20 protein-coding genes are annotated in these 20,775 nt (G+C 65.7%); 13 read left to right on the top strand and 7 right to left on the bottom strand.

Annotated elements, in window-relative coordinates; all coding sequences use genetic code 11:
• Positions 1 to 133: 133 nt before the first annotated feature.
• Positions 134 to 973, top strand: coding sequence for a lytic transglycosylase domain-containing protein (locus IEV87_RS11050; protein WP_188477732.1), 840 nt, complete (start codon positions 134 to 136; stop codon positions 971 to 973).
• An 82-nt stretch (positions 974 to 1,055) separates the two neighbouring features.
• On the opposite strand, the gene IEV87_RS11045 is transcribed toward IEV87_RS11050, so the two are convergent.
• From IEV87_RS11045 to dprA, 6 genes are all read right to left on the bottom strand, one after another.
• The gene (locus tag IEV87_RS11045) at positions 1,056 to 1,679 is read right to left on the bottom strand and encodes a 3-oxoacid CoA-transferase subunit B (protein WP_188477731.1); all 624 of its coding nucleotides are present in this window, start codon (positions 1,677 to 1,679) and stop codon (positions 1,056 to 1,058) included.
• Between the two features lie 23 nt (positions 1,680 to 1,702).
• Entirely contained in the window at positions 1,703 to 2,734 is a 1,032-nt protein-coding gene (locus IEV87_RS11040; RefSeq protein ID WP_188477730.1) for a PAS domain-containing protein, read from the bottom strand.
• Positions 2,735 to 2,756: 22 nt separating this feature from the next.
• On the bottom strand, positions 2,757 to 3,461 hold the full coding sequence (locus IEV87_RS11035) for a CoA transferase subunit A (RefSeq protein WP_188477729.1): 705 nt from the start codon (positions 3,459 to 3,461) through the stop codon (positions 2,757 to 2,759).
• A 91-nt stretch (positions 3,462 to 3,552) separates the two neighbouring features.
• Positions 3,553 to 4,122, bottom strand: a complete 570-nt coding sequence (locus IEV87_RS11030; protein WP_188477728.1) for a L,D-transpeptidase — start codon at positions 4,120 to 4,122, stop codon at positions 3,553 to 3,555.
• 133 nt (positions 4,123 to 4,255) lie between these two features.
• Positions 4,256 to 6,835: a type I DNA topoisomerase gene (gene topA, locus IEV87_RS11025; RefSeq protein WP_188477727.1), complete on the bottom strand. Its 2,580-nt coding sequence runs from the start codon at positions 6,833 to 6,835 to the stop codon at positions 4,256 to 4,258.
• A gap of 122 nt (positions 6,836 to 6,957) precedes the next feature.
• On the bottom strand, positions 6,958 to 8,112 hold the full coding sequence (dprA, locus tag IEV87_RS11020) for a DNA-processing protein DprA (protein ID WP_188477726.1): 1,155 nt from the start codon (positions 8,110 to 8,112) through the stop codon (positions 6,958 to 6,960).
• Between the two features lie 212 nt (positions 8,113 to 8,324).
• Between dprA and IEV87_RS11015 the strand changes: the two genes are divergently transcribed.
• Entirely contained in the window at positions 8,325 to 8,966 is a 642-nt protein-coding gene (locus IEV87_RS11015; protein ID WP_188477725.1) for a VPLPA-CTERM sorting domain-containing protein, read from the top strand.
• Here the strand turns inward: IEV87_RS11015 and tldD are convergent.
• Positions 8,963 to 10,381: a metalloprotease TldD gene (gene tldD / locus IEV87_RS11010; protein WP_188477724.1), complete on the bottom strand. Its 1,419-nt coding sequence runs from the start codon at positions 10,379 to 10,381 to the stop codon at positions 8,963 to 8,965. The two genes, IEV87_RS11015 and tldD, sit on opposite strands and share 4 nt — an antisense overlap.
• Positions 10,382 to 10,579: 198 nt before the next feature.
• Between tldD and coxB the strand changes: the two genes are divergently transcribed.
• From coxB to IEV87_RS10955, 11 genes are all read left to right on the top strand, one after another.
• Positions 10,580 to 11,485: a cytochrome c oxidase subunit II gene (coxB, locus tag IEV87_RS11005; RefSeq protein WP_188477723.1), complete on the top strand. Its 906-nt coding sequence runs from the start codon at positions 10,580 to 10,582 to the stop codon at positions 11,483 to 11,485.
• A gap of 73 nt (positions 11,486 to 11,558) precedes the next feature.
• Positions 11,559 to 12,497: a heme o synthase gene (gene cyoE / locus IEV87_RS11000; protein WP_188477722.1), complete on the top strand. Its 939-nt coding sequence runs from the start codon at positions 11,559 to 11,561 to the stop codon at positions 12,495 to 12,497.
• Positions 12,497 to 12,670, top strand: a complete 174-nt coding sequence (locus IEV87_RS10995) for a hypothetical protein (RefSeq protein WP_229737533.1) — start codon at positions 12,497 to 12,499, stop codon at positions 12,668 to 12,670. Before cyoE ends, IEV87_RS10995 begins: the two co-directional genes overlap by 1 nt.
• On the top strand, positions 12,670 to 13,245 hold the full coding sequence (locus tag IEV87_RS10990; RefSeq protein ID WP_188477720.1) for a cytochrome c oxidase assembly protein: 576 nt from the start codon (positions 12,670 to 12,672) through the stop codon (positions 13,243 to 13,245). Before IEV87_RS10995 ends, IEV87_RS10990 begins: the two co-directional genes overlap by 1 nt.
• A gap of 31 nt (positions 13,246 to 13,276) precedes the next feature.
• Positions 13,277 to 14,077 carry a cytochrome c oxidase subunit 3 gene (locus IEV87_RS10985; protein WP_188477719.1) on the top strand — a complete coding sequence of 267 codons (801 nt, stop codon included), beginning with the start codon at positions 13,277 to 13,279 and terminating at the stop codon, positions 14,075 to 14,077.
• A gap of 147 nt (positions 14,078 to 14,224) precedes the next feature.
• Positions 14,225 to 14,911, top strand: a complete 687-nt coding sequence (locus IEV87_RS10980) for an SURF1 family protein (RefSeq protein ID WP_188477718.1) — start codon at positions 14,225 to 14,227, stop codon at positions 14,909 to 14,911.
• Positions 14,908 to 16,296 carry a threonine synthase gene (gene thrC, locus IEV87_RS10975; RefSeq protein WP_188477717.1) on the top strand — a complete coding sequence of 463 codons (1,389 nt, stop codon included), beginning with the start codon at positions 14,908 to 14,910 and terminating at the stop codon, positions 16,294 to 16,296. The genes IEV87_RS10980 and thrC overlap by 4 nt, the downstream gene beginning before the upstream one ends.
• Positions 16,293 to 17,555 (top strand): M16 family metallopeptidase, encoded by a 1,263-nt coding sequence (locus tag IEV87_RS10970; protein ID WP_188477716.1) that lies wholly within the window; start codon positions 16,293 to 16,295, stop codon positions 17,553 to 17,555. Before thrC ends, IEV87_RS10970 begins: the two co-directional genes overlap by 4 nt.
• On the top strand, positions 17,555 to 18,139 hold the full coding sequence (locus tag IEV87_RS10965; protein WP_188477715.1) for a GNAT family N-acetyltransferase: 585 nt from the start codon (positions 17,555 to 17,557) through the stop codon (positions 18,137 to 18,139). The genes IEV87_RS10970 and IEV87_RS10965 overlap by 1 nt, the downstream gene beginning before the upstream one ends.
• 238 nt (positions 18,140 to 18,377) lie before the next feature.
• A complete protein-coding gene (locus IEV87_RS10960) occupies positions 18,378 to 19,190 on the top strand; it encodes an MBL fold metallo-hydrolase (RefSeq protein WP_188477714.1) in 813 nt (270 codons plus the stop codon).
• A 38-nt stretch (positions 19,191 to 19,228) separates the two neighbouring features.
• Complete coding sequence (locus IEV87_RS10955; RefSeq protein ID WP_188477713.1) at positions 19,229 to 20,647, top strand: FAD-binding oxidoreductase; 1,419 nt, start codon at positions 19,229 to 19,231, stop codon at positions 20,645 to 20,647.
• Positions 20,648 to 20,775 lie beyond the last annotated feature (128 nt).

Below are 20,775 nucleotides of genomic sequence, written 5' to 3'. Positions count from 1 at the left end.
GGGTAACTTGCGCCCGCTGTCCGCCGCTAGGTGCCAAAATGCAACGCCGGATCTCGCCGGACTGGCCCGAAAGGCCGGAACCTGCGACACTTCCGGCAAGAAAAAGAGCAGGCAACAGAACAGGCAGCACCACATGCGCCGGACCAGACCCCTCCGTGCCCTTGCGGGTGCGTTCGTTATTGCCATCGGGCCCGCCCTGCCGCTGACGGCCGAGGCGCCCGCCTTTCAGGACTTCACCTTCAAGCGCGTCTCGCCGCCGGGATCGGGTACCCAGAAACGCATCAAGGTGCAGATCACCGACCCGCTTCCCGTGCCGAAGAAAAAGAAGACCGCCGATGCGGAGGCAGAACCGGTTCTGGCCGCAGCGGCCGGTGTGGTCCCGCCCTCGGCCCTTGGCTGGTTCTGGGACGAAATTTCGCCCGATCTGACCGCTTCCGCCCCGAACCGGCTTGAGCCCGCCCTGCAGCGCCTTGCCAACCCGCCCGCGGGTGCCAGCGTCAGCCAGCCCCGGCTGGACACGCTTCTGGGCATCACGCAGCGCCACGGGGCGGACATCCTGATGTCCACCATCGGCACCCGCGTCTCGCCCGCTCTGGCGCTGGCGGTGATCGCGGTGGAATCCGGTGGCCGGGCCGATGCGGTAAGCAAGGCAGGCGCGGCCGGGATCATGCAGCTGATGCCCGCTGCCGCCGAACGGTTCGGGGTCACCGACCGCCTGAACGCCGGTGAAAACATCCGTGGCGGGGTGAAATACCTGGACCAGCTGATGAAGGACTTCGGCGGCGATCCGGTGCTGGTTCTGGCAGGCTACAACGCCGGGGAAAACGCTGTGCGCAACCACGGCGGCGTGCCCCCCTATGCCGAAACGCGGGACTACGTGCCCAAGGTCCTCGCCGCCTTCGGCGTCGCGCGCGGCCTGTGTCAGACTCCGCCGGAGCTCATTTCCGACGCCTGCGCCTTCCGCCAGCCCTGACAACAACTGTCCGGGCGGGTGCTGCGCATCGGGCGTGCCTCCGGCGCGAGTATTTCTGGCAGGATGAAGGGGGCCCGCCCCCTCAGACGAGGGTCGCCTCTGTCGCGGCGCGCATGTCCGCCTCGCTCACCCCGTCGGCGAGTTCCACGATCTTCAGCCCGCCCTCGACCACGTCCAGCACGCCGAGGTTGGTGATGATGCGGTCGACCACACCCGCACCGGTCAGCGGCAGGGTGCATTCCTTGAGAACCTTGGATTCGCCCGCCTTGTTCTGGTGGTCCATCACGACGATGACCCGGCCGACACCGGCGACGAGGTCCATCGCGCCACCCATGCCCTTGACCAGTTTGCCCGGGATCATCCAGTTCGCGAGGTCGCCGTTCTGCGCCACTTCCATCGCGCCGAGGATCGCCGCGGCGATCTTGCCACCGCGGATCATCCCGAAGGAGGTCGCGCTGTCGAAATAGGCCGTGCGCGGCAGTTCGGTGATCGTCTGCTTGCCGGCATTGATGAGGTCCGGATCTTCGTCGCCCTCAAAGGGGAAGGGGCCCATGCCGAGCATGCCGTTTTCCGACTGAAGCGTGATGTCCTTGTCGCCGCAGTAGTTGGCAACGAGGGTCGGGATGCCGATCCCGAGGTTCACGTACATCCCGTCTTCAAGCTCCTCCGCGGCGCGCGCGGCCATCTGATTGCGGTCCCAGGGCATTGCAGGGGTCTCCTTGATCGGTGTCAGTGCATCTCCCGCGCAGCGGCGGGAAGGGTAAGCGTTACGGTGGTGCCACGGGTCGCACCGGCGACCTTGAGGTCGGCGTCGAGCGTCTGGCACATCTGCAGGACCAGCGTCCCGCCGAGGTTGGAATCCTGCGGCCAGTGCGTGCCCGGCGGCATGCCGCGGCCGTCGTCGGCGACGGAGATGACAAAGCCGCCGTCGGGCTTTTCCGCCACCGTGGTGGTCAGGGTGCCCGAGGCGGCGTCGTCAAAGGCGTGCTGCATCGCGTTGGTCACGATTTCCGAATAGATCAGGCCGAGAGGCACGGCGGTGGCCAGCGGCACGATAAACCGGTCCGCCGTCAGCTTGAGCGCCAGGTCGGTGCGCCCCGTCAACTCGCCGATCGAATCCGCGATCCTGCCAAGGTAGTCGCCCAGCACCACGGCATCCTCATGCTCTCCGTCGCGGTAGGTGAGCTGATCGTAGAGCAGCGCCAGACCGTTCACCCGCCGCGACACGGTCGCGAGGCTGTCCGACACCGCCTTGTCCGCCCCGCGCCCGTGCATGCGCAAAAGCGACACGACCATGGAAAGGTGGTTTTTCACCCGGTGCTGAAGCTCGCTCACCCGCAGCCCGTCGCTCTTGCGGACCTCTTCCGGCGTCAGCACCTTCTGAACGCCGCTGAAGAATTCGATATTGCCGTCCGGTCCGTGCACCGGGGCCAGCAGGAGCCGGTTCCAGAAAGGTGCGCCGTCTTTCCTGTAATTCAGGATATCCACCGTCGTTTCGACGCCCGCCTCCAGCGCGGCGCGGATCTTGCGCACGGCCGCCTGGTCGGTCTTCGGGCCCTGGAGAAAACGGCAGTTCTGGCCCAGGCAGTCCTCCTCCGCGTAGCCGGTGGCGGCGGTGAAGGCCTCGTTGATGAAGACGATCGGCATGTCGGGCTGATGCGGATCCGAAAGCACGAGCGAGAAGGGCGAGCGGGCCAGAACCTGCATCGCCATCTCGTCGGTCATGCGCTCCGTAAAGCCGCCGGGTGCCATCTTGGTCATTGTAGAGCCCGCCCCTGTCGTCTCAGGCCTCCTCGCGCTTGCGCACGGTACGCTGTTCGATGCGCTTTTCGTGGTCGCCCTGAATGATTCGGTGGACATAGACGCCCGGCAGGTGGATCTTGTCGGGATCGAGCGATCCGACCGGTACGATCTCCTCCACCTCGACGATGCACACCTTGCCGCACATCGCCGCCGGCGGGTTAAAGTTGCGCGCCGCCTTGCGGAACACGAGGTTCCCGGTCTCGTCCGCCTTCCACGCCTTGACGATGGAAAGGTCGGCAAAAATGCCTTCCTCGAGGATGTAATCCTGGCCGTTCCAGGATTTCACGTCCTTGCCCTCGGCGATCACGGTGCCGACGCCGGTTTTGGTGTAGAAGCCGGGGATGCCGCAGCCGCCCGCGCGCATCCGTTCCGCCAGCGTGCCCTGCGGGTTGAATTCAAGCTCCAGTTCGCCAGAGAGGTACTGCCGCATGAATTCCGCGTTCTCCCCCACGTAGGAGGCCATCATCTTCTTGATCTGCCGCGTCTGCAGAAGGATGCCGAGCCCGAAATCATCCACCCCGGCGTTGTTGGACGCCACGGTCAGGTTCTGCGTGCCCGCGTCCCGGATCCCCGCGATCAGCAGCTCGGGAATACCGCAGAGCCCGAAGCCGCCCGCAGCGATCAACATGCCGTCGAACAGCACGCCGTCCAGTGCTTCGGCGGCGGAACCGTAGACTTTCTTCATGGGGGAACCTCCGTCAGCAATTTCCCCTGTGATGACGCCCTGTCACATGAGAGTCAACGAATTGCCGCATCGCGGAATACCTCCCGGTAAATCAGATCACCCGGACCTGGGTCCCGACTGGCGTGATTTCGAACAGCTCGGCAATTGCCGCGTTGAACAGCCCGATACAGCCGTCCGAGCTCTGCCGTCCGATCTTGCGCGTGTCGTGTGTGCCGTGGATCAGGTAAGCGGGCCAGTCGAGGTACATGGCGTGGGTCCCAAGCGGATTGTCCGGCCCCGGCGGCATGTAGGTCCAGCCGAAGCGTTCCTTCTGGCTGGCGGTCGGCGTCCAGTCCGGCCCGACCCGCTTGCGCACGATCTTGGTGTAACCCCGCTTGGTCAGTTCGTCGCTGCGCGGCACGGAGGTCGGATAGATCCGGTAGTCCGACCCGTCCCCGGCCCAGAAATGCAGCGCGCGCGAGGTCGTGTCGGCCACGATCGCCGCCTTGCCCAGGTCTTCGAAGTGGTCGCGCCAGTCCTGCGCGGAAAAGCTCGACAGGTTGTGGCGAACCGGCGCCTCGGCTTCGGGTTCGGGCAGGGACTGCGCCATGGCCGGGGTGACGACCGTCGCGGCAATGCCGGACAGGATCAGGTGGCGACGGGTAAGAAGGGGGTGGGACATGCGGGCTCCGCTCTGCTGCTCTGGCCGGAAACTGTCAAAGCGGGGCAGGCGTTGCCAATCACATATTCTTTACATCGCATGTATGCATGCAAGCCCGGCGTTGCCCCTGTGGGCGCAGCTTTCACGCGCGGGATCAGTCGTCGCTTTTCTTGGCAGCCTTCTTCGCGGGTGCCTTTTTCTTTGGCGCGGCTTTCTTCTTGGTGCCCTTCTTGCCGGCCTTCTCGGAAATCAGTGCGACCGCCTGATCCATGGTCAGCGTCTCGGGGTCCTGATCCTTGGGAAGGGTTGCGTTGACCTTTTCCCACTTCACGTAAGGTCCGTACTTGCCCTCCATGATGTCCACGCCGCCACCGTCCGGGTGATCGCCAAGCGATTTCAGCACCTTCGCCGCACGGCCCCGTCCGCCCCGGCTCGCCACCTTTTCGGCCAGCAGCTGCACGGCGCGGTTCATGCCGACGGTCCAGACCTCGTCCAGCCCTTCGAGATTGGCATTGGTACCGCCCCGGTCCGAGGTCGTGTCGGCATGTTTGATATAAGGACCGTAGCGCCCGATATTGGCCCAGACGTTCACGCCGTCTTCGGGGTGCGTCCCGATCAGGCGAGGCAGGGTCAGCAGCATGACGCCCTGTTCCAGCGTCAGATCCTCGGGCACCCAGTCCTTGGGGACGGTCTGGCGCGGGGGTTTCGGCACATCCGCAGTTGCCTCGCCGCGCTGGACATAGGGACCGAACCGCCCTTTGAAGACGCGGATTTCGTCTCCGTTGTCCTCACCCAGAAGCTTGCCCTCGGGCGGGATCGCGCTTGCCTCCGCCTCTGCGTCGGGCGGACCGAAGGGGCGGGTGTAGCGGCATTCGGGGTAATTGGAGCAGCCGATGAACGCCCCGCCGGAACGCGCGGTGCGCATCGACAACCGCCCCGCGCCGCAGTTCGGGCAAACACGCGGATCGCTGCCGTCCTCGGTCGGCGGGAAGAGATGGGGTTCGAGCACCTCGTTGATCTTGTCCAGCACCTCGGTGATGCGCAGCTCCGACGTTTCCGCAATCGCGGCGGAGAAATCCCGCCAGAACCGGCCGAGCACATCCTTGTAGTCGCGCGATCCGGCGGAGACATCGTCAAGCTCGTCCTCAAGGTCGGCGGTAAAGTCGTATTCGACGTAGCGTCGGAAGTAGTTCTCGAGGAACGCCGTCACCAGCCGGCCCTTGTCCTCGGGCAGCAGGCGGTTCTTGTCCTTGCGCACATAGCCGCGGTCCTGGATCGTCGTGACGATGGAGGCGTAGGTGGACGGCCGCCCGATGCCGAGCTCTTCCATGCGCTTGACCAGCGTTGCCTCGGTGTAGCGCGGCGGGGGCTGGGTGAAATGCTGCTCCGGCGTGATCGACTGCTTGGCCAGCGGGTCGCCCTGCGCGATCTGCGGCAGACGCTTGTCGTCATCCTCCTCGACGTCGTCGCGCCCCTCTTCGTAGACCTTGAGAAAGCCGTCGAACAGGACGACCTGACCGTTGGCGCGCAGGCCGACCTGGCCGTCGCGCGATCCGATCTCGACCGTCGTCCGCTCAAGCCGCGCACTTTCCATCTGGCAGGCGAGCGTGCGTTTCCAGATCAGATCGTAGAGCTTCTTCTGGTCCGCATCGGTCAGCCGCAGGCTGTCCGCGTCCGCCGTCATCTCGGTCGGGCGGATGCATTCGTGGGCTTCCTGCGCGTTCTTCGCCTTGTTCTTGTAGACGCGCGGTTCCGCCGGCACATAGTCCTTGCCGAACCGTCCGCCGATGGCATCGCGGCAGGCGCTCACGGCCTCCGGCGCCATGTCGATCCCGTCGGTCCGCATGTAGGTGATGTGCCCCGCCTCGTAGAGCCGCTGCGCCGCCTGCATTGCCTGCCGCGCGCCCATGCCGAACTTGCGCGACGCCTCCTGCTGAAGGGTCGAGGTCATGAAGGGCGGGGAGGGGTTGCGCGTCGCCGGTTTCGCCTCAACCGACTGCACGGTAAGATCGCGCGAGGTCACGGCCTGCACCGCCATCTCCGCCGCGGTGGAGTCCTTGATGTCGTAGCGGTCGAGCTTTTTGCCGCCCAGAACCGTGAGCCGCGCCTCGAACTCCTGACCGCGCGGGGTCTTGAGCAGGGCGGTGACGGACCAGTATTCGCGGGCGCGGAACGCCTCGATCTCCATCTCCCGCTCGACGATCAGGCGCAGGCAGACGGACTGCACCCGCCCCGCGGATTTCGCGCCTGGCAGCTTGCGCCAGAGCACGGGGGACAGGTTGAACCCGACAAGGTAGTCGAGCGCGCGGCGCGCCAGATAGGCCTCCACCAGATCGCCGTCGACCTGCCGGGGGTTCTTCATCGCCTCGGTCACGGCGGTCTTGGTGATCGCGTTGAACACGACGCGGCTGACCGGCGTGTCGGCCTTGATCGCCTTGCGCCCGCGCAGCGCCTCTTCCAGGTGCCAGGAGATCGCCTCCCCCTCGCGGTCGGGGTCGGTGGCGAGGATCAGCGCGTTGTCGTCCTTCAGCGCGTCGGCAATCGCCTTCACGTGCTTTTTGGAGTCCGACGCGATCTCCCATTTCATGTCGAATTCGTGCTCGGGATCGACCGAACCGTCCTTCGGAGGCAGGTCGCGGACATGCCCGTAAGAGGCGAGAACGGTGTAGTCGGATCCCAGATACTTGTTGATTGTCTTGGCCTTGGCCGGGGATTCGACAACAACGACTGGCATGAATGATCCTCTCCAACTCTGGGCGAGCTATATGGCGGCGGACCATGTGACCCGCAAGGGGCGAATGTCAATGCAAGCTTCCGTGGCAGTGCGCGGACCGCAGCGCAATGCGTGTTTCGCGGTCAGTCGCCGCCCGCCCGCGCCAGCAGGCCGCCCGCGTGACGGCGGATGCGACCGAGAAGCTCGAGCCGGGTGATGGCGGGGGACACGCGGGTGCTGTCGCGCGACAGGTCCCGGATCAGCTGGTCCTCGGCCAGCGGCACGGGGCTGAGCCGGTTCAGGATTTCGCTGTGCAGGCGGGCGGTTTCGCGGAAGGCGCGCTGGTCGGCCGGGGGGCTGGCAGGCAGATCGAATTCGCACTGTAGAACCTTGGCGGGGGTCGACGTTGGCAGCGCCTCGATCACGTCGGCGGCTGATCGCACCAGCCCGGCGCCGTCACGGTTCAGCATGTTGCAGCCAGACGCGCGTGCGTCGAACGGATGCCCCGGCACCGCCAGTACCTCACGCCCCTGGTCCAGCGCCGTGCGCGCGGTGATCAGGCTGCCCGACCGCGCCGCCGCTTCCACCACCACCAGCGCCTGCCCGAGGGCAGAGATGATGCGGTTGCGCCGGGGGAAATGCCGCGCCTGCGGCTGCTGTCCCATGGGCATTTCCGACAGGCGCACCCCGGTCTTTGCAATGTCCGCCGCCAGGTCGGCGTTTTCGGCCGGGTAGAGCACATCCGTCCCCCCAGCCATCACCGCCACGGTGCCCGTCCCGACGGCCCCGCGATGCGCCGCCGCGTCGATCCCGCGGGCCAGGCCGGAGACGACGACGAACCCCGCCTCCGCCAGTTCGCCCGCCATGACCCGCGCCATCCTGAGCCCGAGGGAGGAGGCGTTGCGCGCCCCGACCATTCCGATCATCGGGCGCGCCAGCACCGCAGGGTCGCCGTGGATCCAGAGCATCGGCGGCGGGTCGTCCGCATCCAGAAGTGCCGCCGGATAGGCGCTTGCGCCCAGGCAGATCAGCTGCGCCCCGGCTTTCCGGCCCGCTCGCAGTTCCGCCAGGGCGGCTTTTTCAGGGAAGGGTTCGTAATTCGTGACCCCCGCCTCGGCGGCGATCTCCGGCAGCGCTTCGAGTGCGGCGGAGCCGGTGCCGTGATCGGCGAGCAGCCGGTAGAAGGTCGCGATGCCGACCCGGCGGGAGCGCAAGAGACGAAGCCATGACAGACGCTCATCTTCCGTGGTGGGTGGGAGTGGGGGGTGAGTGGAAGGATGATAGTCCACGTCCGTCATGACTCCGCCTACTTGCGGAATCAGGTATAATGGGGGCCGGGTTAATTAAGCGTGAATTTGAAAGTTAATCGATTGATCGCGGCCGGGAGGCTGTCCGGACTTCGGTGTTTGGCCAGTTGTCACACTGTGTTATGGTGCCCGCGGAGTATTTGAAGGTCATATCTTGGTCCCGGTCCCGGATTGCAGGCGGATCGGTTGTTGCGGAGAGTTTCATGAAACGAATTGCCCCTGCCGCCCTCGCGGCGCTTCTTCTCACATCGGCCGCGGCGAACGCGCTGACCGTAACCTCCGGTTCCGGGTCGGCGGTGCTGAGCATATCGGCCAAGGCGACCTTCGACGCGGTGCCCGATAGCGTCCTGTCCTACTCGGAGGCGGGGCTGACTTTTGTCAATCCCACCACGACCCGCGTCCTGGGCGGGTTCGACGCCTTCGGCTTCGGCGTGCAGGCCGATCTTCTCTACGCCGGGGGCAACCAAGGGTTCCTGAGCGTAACCGGAGGCACATTCACGGCGGTCGAGTTCATGTTCGGCGACGGAAACGTCGGCTACGGCGTGCCGCGGGCCGGAGGGCATACCCTGTCCAACCTCGTCTACGAACTGCGGCTTGGCGGGTCGGTGATCGGCTCCGGTATCGTCAACGGCCGGGTCGGGGACGTCGTCGGGTTTGCGGATGCAGGCGGCTTCGATGAAATCCGGCTCGCCGCCGGACCGGGGATCGGTGCCTTCGGTAATTTCCAGTCGATCGCGATAGACGACTTTACTGTTGGCAGCATGTCCGCCGTACCGCTGCCCGCGTCCGCGCTGCTTCTGCTTGGCGCGCTTGCGGGGCTTGCCGCGCGCCGCCGCAGGGTCTAGGCCGATCCGCCCACGGTCAGCCCGCCGATCAGCACGGTCGGCTGGCCGACGCCAACCGGCACCCATTGTCCGGCCTTGCCACAATTGCCCATGCCGGGGTCCAGTGCCATGTCGTTGCCAAGCGCACGGATGCGTTTCAGCGCCTCCGGCCCGTCACCGATCAGGGTCGCGCCCTTGACTGGCGCGCCACGCTTGCCGTCCTTGACCAGATAGGCCTCCGTGCAGGAGAACACGAACTTGCCGGAGGTGATGTCCACCTGGCCGCCACCGAAGCCGACTGCGTGGATGCCATCGCCCATCTCGGCCACGATCTCGTCCGGAGTTGCCTCGCCGCCCAGCATGTAGGTGTTCGTCATGCGGGGCATCGGGGCATGGGCGTGGCTTTCCCGCCGCCCGTTGCCGGTCGGTTCCACTCCCATGAGCCGGGCATTCTGCCGGTCCTGCATGTAGCCGACGAGGATTCCGTCCTCGATCAGGACGTTCTTGCCCGAGGGCGTACCCTCGTCGTCGACGGAGATCGACCCGCGCCGGTCGGGGATCGTGCCGTCGTCCAGCACCGTGACCCCCTTCGCCGCCACCTGCTGCCCCATGAGGCCGGCAAAAGCCGACGATCCCTTGCGGTTGAAGTCGCCCTCAAGTCCGTGACCGATCGCCTCGTGCAGCAAGATCCCCGGCCAGCCGGGGCCAAGCACAATGTCCATCACCCCGGCAGGCGCGGGCACGGCGTCGAGGTTCACCAGCGCGATCCGCAGCGCCTCTTGCGCCTTCGCCTGCCAGTCGGCAGGATCGAGCAGCCCGTCCAGTCCGACCCGGCCGCCGCCGCCCGCCGTGCCGGATTCGCGCCGTCCGCCCTGTTCCACGATGACCGACACGTTGACCCGCACCATCGGCCGCGCATCCCGCACGATGCCACCTTCGGGGCGCAGGATCTCGACCTCCTGAAGCGAGGCCATGATCGTCGCCGACACCTGCACCACCCGGGGGTCCAGGTCGCGGGCATAGGCGTCGATCTCGCGCAGGGTTTCCACCTTCACCGGGAACTCCGCCCCTGCGATCGGGTCGGCATCCGTATAAAGCCGCCGGTTCGTCGCGCGCGGGGCAGGGGCCATGACCCCGCCACCGGCGCCGACCGCCAGCCGCGCCGTTTCGGCCGCCCGCTTCAGCGCGCCTTCCGATACGTCCGTGCCGTGCGCATAGCCCGTCACCTCGCCGCAGACAGCCCGCAGCCCGAACCCTTCGGACGCGTCGTAGCTTGCCGTCTTCACCCGCCCGTCATCGAAATGCAGCATTTCCGACCGGCGGCGTTCCAGAAACAGCTCCCCGTCATCGCCGCCCGCCACAGCCTCGCGCAGGATGGAGAGCGCGCGGCCCTCGTCCAGCAGGGTCTCGAAAGGGCGGAACGGGGCATCGGACATGGGCGGGAGCCTTCCTGAACGGGCCGGCGGGGACGGTTTTCCTGATCCAAATCAAAAAAGCGTCCGTTTGCCGCAAGCGTGATTGTTGTGGTGTCAGCAAGAATATGGTTTTAAACGACCGCAAACAACGGGTGGCAGGCGGGATTCCGTCCCCGCCCCCCGCGACGATGAAGAGCCTCAAACCGATCAGGGTGCCATATGCGTAAAATCATCAGCCTTTCTGCCCTATTGGCGTCCGTCGCCGCACTGCCCGCCGTCGCGCAGGGGCTGGAGACCATCGGCAAGCCGCACCCCGGCGGCATCGCGTTCCAGGAGGCCGTGACCGAGGTCGCGCGCGACATCCACTGGCTCGACCACATGCTTCTCATCATCATCACGCCGATCGTGCTGCTGGTGGTTGCGCTGCTGGCGATCTCTGCCATCCGCTATTCCCGCAAGGCCAACCCGACGCCGGGCACCTTCACCCACAATTCTCCGCTGGAAATCGCCTGGACCATCGTGCCGGTGCTGATCCTGGTGTTCATCGGCGCCTTCTCCCTGCCGATCCTGTTCAAGCAGCAGACCTTCCCGGACGGTGAGGTCAACATCAAGGTGACAGGGTACCAGTGGTACTGGGGTTACGAATACACCGACACCGAATCCGGCCTCGCCTACGACGCCTACATGATCGGCCAGCCCGCCACGATGACCTCGGAAGACGAGGCCGCCGGTGCCAAGGCCTATGTCAACTCCGACGCGATGAAGGCAAAGCTGACCGCTGCCGGCTACAACGAGGACGAGTTCCTCCTCGCCACCGACACCGCAGTGGTCGTGCCCGTCGGCAAGATCGTCGTGCTGACCGTGACCGGGGCGGACGTGATCCACTCCTGGGCGATGCCGGCCTTCGGGGTGAAGCAGGACGCCGTGCCGGGCCGTCTGGCGCAGATCTGGTTCACTGCCGAAAAGGAAGGCATCTACTTCGGCCAGTGCTCGGAACTGTGCGGCAAGGACCACGCCTATATGCCGATCACCGTCAAGGCCGTCAGCCCGGAGGTCTACGACGCATGGCTCGCCGCCTGTGAGGAAGCGGGCGAATATGTGGATCCTGAAGAACTGAACAGCTGATCCGACCGGCCCGGTTCGCCGGGCATACGCAGATCGCGGGCCGCATCCGGCCCGCTCCACGAACGGAAACGGAATGACCGACGCGAGCTTTGACACGCAGACCGCCACGGGAGAGGCGCAGTTCGGCGACTATGTCGCCCTGCTCAAACCCCGTGTCATGTCGCTGGTCGTCTTCACGGCGGCCGTCGGCCTGCTGGCCGCGCCCGGCGGCGTCCACCCGTTCATCGCCTTCTTCGCCGTGCTCTGCATCGCCATCGGCGGCGGCGCATCGGGCGCGCTGAACATGTGGTACGACGCCGATATCGACCGGGTGATGAAGCGAACCGCCTCGCGACCCATCCCCTCGGGCCGTGTCGCCCCGCAAGAGGCGCTCGCGATCGGTCTCACCCTTTCCGGCTTCTCCGTCATCATGCTTGGGCTGGCGACCAACTGGGTTGCCGCCGCCCTGCTGGCCTTCACCATCTTCTTCTACGCGGTAATCTACACCATGTGGCTGAAGCGCTGGACGCCGCAGAACATCGTGATCGGTGGCGCTGCGGGTGCCTTCCCCCCGATGATCGGATGGGCCGCGGTAACCGGCGGCGTGTCGGTCGAATCCGTGCTGATGTTCGCGCTCACCTTCCTGTGGACCCCGCCGCATTTCTGGGCGCTCGCCCTGTTCATGAACGCCGATTACGAAAAGGCCGGAGTGCCGATGCTGACGGTGACCCACGGCCGCAAGACGACCCGCCGCCACATCCTTGGCTACACGGTCCTGCTGGCCGTCTTCGCGGTGGCTGCTGCCTTCACCGGCATCGGCGGCCCTGTCTACCTGGCGGTGGCGCTGGTCACGAACGCGCTGTTCCTGCGCGGCGCCTGGATCATCGCCAACCGTGACGAAGGCGACGCCCGCGCCGACAAATACCGGACGGAGAAGCGTTTCTTTGCCTTCTCCCTGCTCTATCTGTTCCTGCACTTCGGCGCGATCCTGGCCGAAGCGGCCCTGCGTCCCTGGGGCATGGGAGGATGGTGATGACCTCGTTCCGCGAACCTCACGAACTGCACAAGCGGCGTTTTGGCCGCAACCTCGGGCTCGGCCTCGTGCTGGCGATCTTCGTGTCGCTGGTCTTCGGGCTGACCATCGTGAAGGTGTCGCAGAACCCGATCACTGTGACACCGCAGGCCGGAACGGCGGAGGGCAACTGATGGCGATGAGCGGACCGAAAAAGACGGTGCTGATGACGGCGGGCGTCGTGCTCTTCATGGGCTCACTCGGCTTTGCCTCCGCCCCGCTCTACAATCTGTTCTGCCGCGTGACCGGCTTTGGCGGGGTGACGCAGGAAGCCGACGCAGGTTCCGACACCGTGCTCGACCGCACCGTGAAGGTCCGCTTCGACGCGACCACGGACCCCGGCATGCCCTGGACCTTCAAGCCGGTGCAGAAGGAAATGACGCTGAAGATCGGCGAAACCGGCCTCGCCTTTTACGAGGCGCACAATCCGACCGACAAGCCGGTCGCCGGCACCGCCAGCTACAACGTCTTCCCCTACGAAGCGGGCTACTATTTCACCAAGATCGAATGCTTCTGCTTCACCGAACAGGTTCTTGAACCCGGTGAGACCGTGCAGATGCCGGTCACCTTCTACGTGGACCCCGAGATGGTCGAGGACCGCGATGCCAAATACGTGGAGACGATCACGCTCGGCTACACGTTCTACCAGACGGAGCTTCCCGAGAAGCAGGCGCAGCTTGCGACCGGCGAAGCAAAAGACATAAACTGAAGACCTCAGCCGAGGGAACGAGGGCACCAAGATGGCGCATGAAAAGAACCACGACTATCACATCCTAGCACCTTCGCTGTATCCCTTCATCGGGGCGGTTGCGGCGTTCATCATGCTGTTCGGCGCGGTCCAGTGGATGCACGACAGCGGCCCCTGGATGTTCCTGATCGGCTTTGTCGCCGTGCTTTACACCATGTTCGGGTGGTGGGCAGAGACCATCAAGGAAAACAAGATCGGGGATCACACCCCCGTCGTGCTGATCGGCCTGCGTTACGGCGTGATCCTGTTCATCATGTCCGAGGTGATGTTCTTCTCGGCCTGGTTCTGGACCTTCTTCAAACACGCCATGTACCCCATGGGGGAAATGTCCCCGATGCGCGACGGCGTCTGGCCGCCCGAGGGGATCGAAACCTTCGACCCCTGGCACCTGCCGCTGATCAACACGCTGATCCTGCTGTGCTCCGGTGCCGCCTGTACCTGGGCCCACCACGCGCTCGTGCACGAGAACAACCGCCAGGACGTGAAGAGCGGGCTGCTGATCTCCATCCTGCTCGGCGCGCTGTTCACGGTGTTCCAGATCTACGAATACAGCCACGCGGCCTTCGGCTTCTCGGGCAACATCTACGGCGCGACCTTCTTCATGGCGACGGGATTCCACGGCTTCCACGTTCTCGTGGGGACGATCTTCCTCTTCGTCTGCCTGATGCGCGTCTACGCGGGCCACTTCACCCCGACCAACCATGTCGGGTTCGAGGCCGCCGCCTGGTACTGGCACTTCGTCGACGTCGTGTGGCTCTTCCTGTTCGCCGCGGTCTACATCTGGGGCGGCTGAGGCGTGGTGGGGTGAAACCCCACCCTGCGGGGACGCCGGGGGCAAGGCCCCGGCCCACGGGATACGGGAAGGCGCGGGGCAGGGCTTCGCGCCTTCGGTGTTGAAGGACCCCGCCGGGGGACGTGACCGGCGGTACAAGGAATGACGATGCTGAAGAAACTGATCGGCCCCGTGATCTTCGGGATCGGCGGCACGGCCATCCTCCTGTCGCTTGGTGCCTGGCAGCTGAGGCGGCTGGACTGGAAGGAGGGCAGGCTCTCCGCCATCGAGACCCGCATCGCCGCCGCCCCGCTTGCCCTCCCCGAAGTGCCGCTTGAACAGACGGATGAATACATGCCCGTCGCCGTTACCGGCCACTTCGCGGAAACCGGTCTGCGCGTTCTCACGAGCCGCAAGAATGACGGGGCCGGGCACCGCCTGATCCGACGCTTCGAAACCGGCGACCGGTCCATCCTCGTCGACCGTGGTTTCCTGCCTGACGGAGAAGACGCACCGCAGTTGCCGACAGGTGACGTCACCATCACCGGCAACCTCGCCTGGCCCGACGAAACCGACGGCTTCACCCCCGCGCCGGACATCACCGGCGGGCTCTGGTTCGCCCGCGACGTGCCTGCCATGGCCGCCGCGCTTGGCACCGAACCCGTGCTGGTCGTGGCGCGCGAAATGTCTTACGACGCCGGGCCGGTCGATCCGATGCCGGTCACGACGGCCGGCATACCAAACGATCACCTGAATTATGCGCGCACCTGGTTCTCTCTGGCGGCAATCTGGCTGGCCATGACGGGCTATCTGATTTATCGCACGCTAAGACCGAAGAAGGGCGACGCAGCGTGAACTACATCTCGACAAGGGGCGTGGCCCCCGATCTGACCTTCGAACAGGCGATGCTGACCGGGCTGGCCCGCGACGGCGGTCTCTACGTCCCGTCCGAGGTCCCTGCGATGTCGACCGGAGAGATCGCCGCGCTGGCCAACCTGCCTTACGAAGAAGTCGCCTTCCGCATCATGCGCCCCTACCTTGGCGACACCTTCACCGACGACGAATTCCGCGAGATCATCGCGAAAGCCTACGCTGGTTTTGGCCATGCCGCCCGCGCGCCGCTGGTCCAGCTTGGCGCCGGACACTTCCTGCTGGAACTGTTCCACGGCCCCACGCTGGCCTTCAAGGACTTTGCCATGCAGCTGATCGGTCAGCTGTTCCAGACCTCGCTCACCCGCTCCGGCGACCGGGTCACCATCGTCGGCGCCACATCCGGCGATACCGGATCGGCGGCAATCGAGGCGTTCAAAGGGCTCGACGCCGTCGATGTCTTCATCCTCTTCCCCCATGGCCGGGTGTCCGAGGTGCAGCGCCGCCAGATGACAACCCCGTCCGAAGGCAATGTCCACGCCCTGTCCCTGACCGGTCACTTCGACGACTGCCAGGCCAAGGTTAAGGACATGTTCAACGACTTCGCCTTCCGGGACGAGGTCAAGCTGGCCGGCGTCAACTCCATCAACTGGGCGCGGGTGCTGGCGCAGGTCGTCTACTACTTTACATCCGCTGTGGCGCTCGGCGCGCCGCATCGCAAGGTGTCCTTCACCGTCCCGACCGGCAACTTCGGGGACATCTTCGCGGGCTACATCGCGCGCAAGATGGGCTTGCCGATCGACAAGCTGGTCGTGGCGACCAACCAGAACGACATCCTGCACCGCTGCCTGAGCACGGGCAGATACATCCCCGACGGGGTCATCCCCTCGATCAGCCCGTCGATGGACATCCAGGTGTCGTCGAATTTCGAACGTGTCCTCTTCGACGCCTACGGGCGCGACGGAAGCGCCGTCTCGCAGCTGATGGACGAACTGAAGGGCGGCGGCTTCACCGTCTCGCAGGGCGCGCTGGAGCATTTGCAAGCGCTCTTCCTGTCGGGTCGCGCATCCGAAGAAGAGACCTCCGCCACGATCGCCCGCCTGCGCGAGACGACCGGCGAACTGCTTTGCCCGCATTCGGCGGTCGGCGCGAAGGTGGCCGAAGACCATCTTGATCCCGCCGTGCCGATGATTACCTTGGCGACCGCGCATCCGGCGAAATTCCCCGACGCGGTCGAGGCCGCGACCGGAATACGCCCCGCGCTGCCGCCCCGCATGGCCGACCTTTTCGACCGGGACGAAAGAGTTACCAGAGTCGAAAACGATCTCGCCGAAATCGAACAATTCATTCGCGGAAACATCACGAATTGAAACCTGAGCTGCACACCCTTTCCAACGGATTCCGCGTCGTCACCGAACGCATGCCCGGCCTCCAGTCCGCCTCCATCGGGGTCTGGGTTGCCGCTGGCGGCCGCGACGAACGCCCCGAGCAGAATGGCATCGCGCATTTCCTTGAGCATATGGCCTTCAAGGGCACCAAGACCCGCTCCCCGGTCCAGATCGCGGAGGCGATCGAGGATGTCGGCGGCTACATGAACGCCTATACCTCGCGCGAGGTGACCGCTTATTACGCGCGGGTGCTGGGGGCCGATGTGCCGCTGGCGATGGAGGTGATCGCCGACATCCTTCGCAACTCCACCCTCGACGAGCGGGAGCTCGAGGTCGAGCGAGGGGTCATATTGTCGGAAATCGGTCAGGCGCTCGACACGCCGGACGACATTATCTTCGACTGGTTGCAGGAAAAGGCCTACCCCGAACAGCCGCTCGGCCGCACGATCCTCGGCCCCGCCGAACGGATCCAGAACTTCCAGCGCGCCGATCTTGCCCGTTTCGTCCGGGAAAACTACGGCCCCGGCCAGATGATCCTTTCGGCCGCCGGGGATGTGGACCACGAGGCGATCGTCATGCTGGCCGAAACGCTGTTCGGTGACATGAAGCCCGTCGCGCAAGAGGTGGCGGGGGTTGCCAAATTCGTCGGCGGGGAAAGCCGGGTCGAGAAGGTACTCGAACAGGCCCACATCGCGCTCGGCTTCGAAAGTCCCGACTACCGGCACCCGGATTCCTACGTCGCACAGGTCTACGCCTCTGCCCTCGGCGGCGGCATGGCGTCGCGACTGTTTCAGGAAATCCGTGAGAAACGGGGCCTGTGTTACACGATTTTCGCGCAGGCCGGGGCCTATACCGACACCGGTATGACCACGGTCTACGCCGGAACCGCCGGGGAACAGGTCGCCGACCTCGCCCGGATCACGATCGAGGAGATGAAGCGCGCCGCCGATGATTTCACCGAAGAGGAAACCGCCCGCGCCCGTGCCCAGATGAAGGCCGGTCTGCTCATGGGGCTTGAGGGGCCGTCCTCCCGCGCCGAACGCATGGCCCGCATGATCCAGATCTGGGGAGAGGTGCCGCCGCTCGACCAGGTGGTCGAGAAGATCGAGGCGGTGACCCGCGCAGATCTCCGACGCTATGCGGAGGTGATGGCGGAAAGGGCGCCGATGGCCCTGGCGCTTTACGGTCCGGTCAAGGACGCGCCAGACCACGCCGCCCTGTCCCTGGCACGCGCGGCCTGATGATCCTGAGCCGGCGCAAGGTGAAGATCGAGACGGAGCGCCTGACGCTCCGCCCGCCCGTTCACGGGGATCACCGCGCCTGGTCCGATCTTCGCAAGGAAAGCGAAGGCTACCTGACAAGATGGGAACCGGCCTGGGCCAGCGACCACCTGACCCGCCGTTCCTTCACCAACCGCGTCTACTGGGCGCAGCGGTCGATTGCCAACGGATCGGCGGTGCCGCTGTTCCTGATGCGGCGCGAGGATGAGATGCTGGTCGGTGCGATCACGCTGGACAACATCCGCCGCGGCCCTGCGCAGGCGGGCACCATCGGCTACTGGACCGGCGAACGCTATGCCCGCCACGGCTACATGCGCGAGGCGATCAATGCGCTGGTGCATTACGCCTTCCACCGCATGGACCTGAGCCGGATCGAGGCCGCCTGCCTGCCCGAAAACACGCCCTCCCGCGCGCTGCTGGAAACCTGCGGGTTCAAGTACGAAGGCGTGGCGCAGAGCTACCTGCAGATCGACGGGCGCTGGCGGACCCATGTGCTTTATGCCGCGCTCAGAATGGATCGCCGGGGGCGGACGGACGCGGGATAAGCCGCCGCGCCCGTGTCTGGGGCGGATGCCTCCGGCGGGGATATTTCTGGCAAGATGAAAGCCGGGAGTGGCCAGGCTCGGTTGTCCTGCGTCGTCCTGTCCCGGGGCCGGTGCCCCGGGTGCCTGAGGGGAGGTCGGTGCCGCGGTCTTGGGCGTTCGGTGACGTTCCGGCGACCCTACGGCAATGTGATCCTCCGCCTGTCACGCACCCGTGCTAGGCTCTGCCGAGGAGGCCGCCATGAAACCCGTGATCCTGACCATTCTGCTGGCCCTGCCGGTCCCCGCCGCCGCGCAGCGGATGAGCCATTGCATCGCCATCGCGGATGCGGCCCCCGGCGTCGAGTTTATCCGGAAGGCGTCTTTCCGCGACCCGGTGCCGGATTATTCGGTGCGGATTTCCTATATCACCCACAGTTCCTACCTGATCCAGGGGGCGGGCGGGATTTCGGCCATCACCGACTATGCGGGATTTCACGGCAACGTCGACTTCGTCCCCGATGTCGTCACCATGAACCACGCCCATTCCAGCCATTTCACCGGCGCCCCCGATCCGGCGATCCCGCATGTCCTGCGCGGCTGGTCAGACACCTTCGGCGAGGCCGTCACGCATCATCTGGAACTGGAGGAGGTGCTGATCCGCAACGTCTCCACCGACATCCGCTCCATGGGCGGGGTGGAGACCAACGGAAATTCGATTTTCATCTTCGAGATGGAGGGGCTGTGTATCGGGCATCTCGGCCACCTGCACCACGAACCGAACGAGGAACAGTATGCTGCCATCGGCCGGCTGGACATGGTGATGGTACCGGTGGACGGCGGGATGACACTGGACACCGCCTCCATGGTGCGGGTGGTGGAGCGGCTGAAATCCTCCATCGTCCTGCCGATGCACTGGTTCTCCGGCGCGTCCCTGCAGTGGTTTCTGGAAGGTGTCGAGGGAGAGTTCGACATCGACATCCGCCGTGAAAGCGAAATGACCCTGTCGCTGCGCGACCTGCCCCAGAGGCGTACGGTGATAGTGCTTCAGCCCGAGTACCTGCGCGAGGATTGATCTGGGCGCGGCCCGCGCGGGGTGATAGCACTCGGTTCATGACGCTCAATCCCTGTGACACCGCCTTCATCGACCATCTGCACGGCCTGATCGGACCGCGTGCCTTTCGCGAGGTCGCGCCGCGCTATCTGGAAGAGCCGCGCGGCACATGGTCCGGTGTTGCCGGGGCGGTGGTGGCACCCGCGGATGTGACCGAGGTGTCGGCCGTGATGCAGGCTGCCAATGCCGCCCGCGTCGGAATCGTGCCCTATGGCGGCGGCACCGGGCTGGTCGGCGGGCAGATCATGCCCGACGGTCCCGCCCCGTTGCTTCTTTCGCTGGAACGCATGACCGCGGTCCGCAGGGTGGACCCGGCAGAGAACGTGGCGGTTGTGGAGGCGGGCGTCATACTCGAGGACATCCATCGCGCCGCGGAGGCCGCGCACCGGCTGTTCCCGCTGTCACTGGCCGCGAAGGGTTCCGCGCGTATCGGCGGCAATCTCGCGACCAACGCCGGCGGGGTGAATGTGCTGCGCTATGGCAACGCGCGCGACCTTTGTCTCGGTCTGGAGGTCGTGCTGGCGGACGGGCGCATCTGGAACGGGCTGACGCGGCTCAGGAAGGACAATACCGGCTACGACCTACGCAATCTGATGATCGGGTCTGAAGGCACGCTTGGTGTCATCACCGCCGCCGCGCTGAAGCTGTTCCCGATCCCTGCGGGGCAGGGGACGGCGCTGGCGGTGGTTCCGTCGCCGCGCGCGGCGCTGGACCTTTTGTCGCTGGCGCGGGACCATGTGGGCGAGGCCGTGTCGGCTTTTGAGCTGATGTCAGGCGAGGGGCTGCGGTTTCTCGAGGAAACCCTGCCGCAGATCCGCCGCCCCTTCGATCCCGCCCCGGACTGGCTGGTGCTGATCGACCTTGGCCTGCCGTCCGGGCTTGACCCCTCCGCCGCCTTCGAGGCGATTTTCGAACAGACTTTCGAGCGTGATCTCGTCAGCGATGCCCTGATCGCCCAGAACACCGCGCAGGCGGCCGAATTCTGGGAGGTCCGCGAACAGATCCCCGAGGCGAACCGGCTGATCGGGTCGGTCTCCAGCCACGATATCAGCCTGCCGCTGTCCAACGTGCCGGACTACATCTCCCGGGCGTCGGAGGTGATCGCGGACATGGGACCGTTCCGCATCAACTGCTTCGGTCATCTCGGCGACGGCAACCTGCATTTCAACGTCTTCCCGCCCAAGGGCGCGCCGGTCGCGGAATGGCGTGGGCACACGAAGGCGGTCAAGCAGGCGCTGCACGACTTGGTACACGAGATGGAGGGCTCCGTCAGCGCGGAGCACGGGATCGGACGGCTCAAGACCGACGATCTGGAGCGCTACGCCCAGCCGGTGAAGCTGGAGATGATGCGGGCGGTCAAGGCGGCGCTGGACCCGGCGGGGATCCTGAACCCGGGGGCGGTGCTGAAGGGGGGCTGAGGCGGCGAGGGGATGGGGAGAGATCCTCGGATCAAGTCCGAGGATGACGCAGAGACCTTGTCGCAGGCCGGCCCTTTCGCACCCGTCATCCTTCGGAGCGCCGTCATCCTCCGGCTTGACCGGAGGAT

Source organism: Primorskyibacter flagellatus, from assembly GCF_014638275.1.
In the GTDB taxonomy this organism is placed as follows: domain Bacteria; phylum Pseudomonadota; class Alphaproteobacteria; order Rhodobacterales; family Rhodobacteraceae; genus Pseudooceanicola; species Pseudooceanicola flagellatus_A.
The sequence above is the reverse complement of the archived record's forward strand: the minus strand, read 5'-3'. Positions and strand labels throughout refer to the sequence as shown.

Bases quoted from the DNA above. Each gene is read 5' to 3' on its own strand.
- IEV87_RS11050 (WP_188477732.1), top strand. From the start codon at position 134: ATGCGCCGGACCAGACCCCTCCGTGCCCTTGCGGGTGCGTTCGTTATT.
- IEV87_RS11045 (WP_188477731.1), bottom strand. From the start codon at position 1,679: ATGCCCTGGGACCGCAATCAGATGGCCGCGCGCGCCGCGGAGGAGCTT.
- IEV87_RS11040 (WP_188477730.1), bottom strand. From the start codon at position 2,734: ATGACCAAGATGGCACCCGGCGGCTTTACGGAGCGCATGACCGACGAG.
- IEV87_RS11035 (WP_188477729.1), bottom strand. From the start codon at position 3,461: ATGAAGAAAGTCTACGGTTCCGCCGCCGAAGCACTGGACGGCGTGCTG.
- IEV87_RS11030 (WP_188477728.1), bottom strand. From the start codon at position 4,122: ATGTCCCACCCCCTTCTTACCCGTCGCCACCTGATCCTGTCCGGCATT.
- topA (WP_188477727.1), bottom strand. From the start codon at position 6,835: ATGCCAGTCGTTGTTGTCGAATCCCCGGCCAAGGCCAAGACAATCAAC.
- dprA (WP_188477726.1), bottom strand. From the start codon at position 8,112: ATGACGGACGTGGACTATCATCCTTCCACTCACCCCCCACTCCCACCC.
- IEV87_RS11015 (WP_188477725.1), top strand. From the start codon at position 8,325: ATGAAACGAATTGCCCCTGCCGCCCTCGCGGCGCTTCTTCTCACATCG.
- tldD (WP_188477724.1), bottom strand. From the start codon at position 10,381: ATGTCCGATGCCCCGTTCCGCCCTTTCGAGACCCTGCTGGACGAGGGC.
- coxB (WP_188477723.1), top strand. From the start codon at position 10,580: ATGCGTAAAATCATCAGCCTTTCTGCCCTATTGGCGTCCGTCGCCGCA.
- cyoE (WP_188477722.1), top strand. From the start codon at position 11,559: ATGACCGACGCGAGCTTTGACACGCAGACCGCCACGGGAGAGGCGCAG.
- IEV87_RS10995 (WP_229737533.1), top strand. From the start codon at position 12,497: ATGACCTCGTTCCGCGAACCTCACGAACTGCACAAGCGGCGTTTTGGC.
- IEV87_RS10990 (WP_188477720.1), top strand. From the start codon at position 12,670: ATGGCGATGAGCGGACCGAAAAAGACGGTGCTGATGACGGCGGGCGTC.
- IEV87_RS10985 (WP_188477719.1), top strand. From the start codon at position 13,277: ATGGCGCATGAAAAGAACCACGACTATCACATCCTAGCACCTTCGCTG.
- IEV87_RS10980 (WP_188477718.1), top strand. From the start codon at position 14,225: ATGCTGAAGAAACTGATCGGCCCCGTGATCTTCGGGATCGGCGGCACG.
- IEV87_RS10965 (WP_188477715.1), top strand. From the start codon at position 17,555: ATGATCCTGAGCCGGCGCAAGGTGAAGATCGAGACGGAGCGCCTGACG.
- IEV87_RS10960 (WP_188477714.1), top strand. From the start codon at position 18,378: ATGAAACCCGTGATCCTGACCATTCTGCTGGCCCTGCCGGTCCCCGCC.
- IEV87_RS10955 (WP_188477713.1), top strand. From the start codon at position 19,229: ATGACGCTCAATCCCTGTGACACCGCCTTCATCGACCATCTGCACGGC.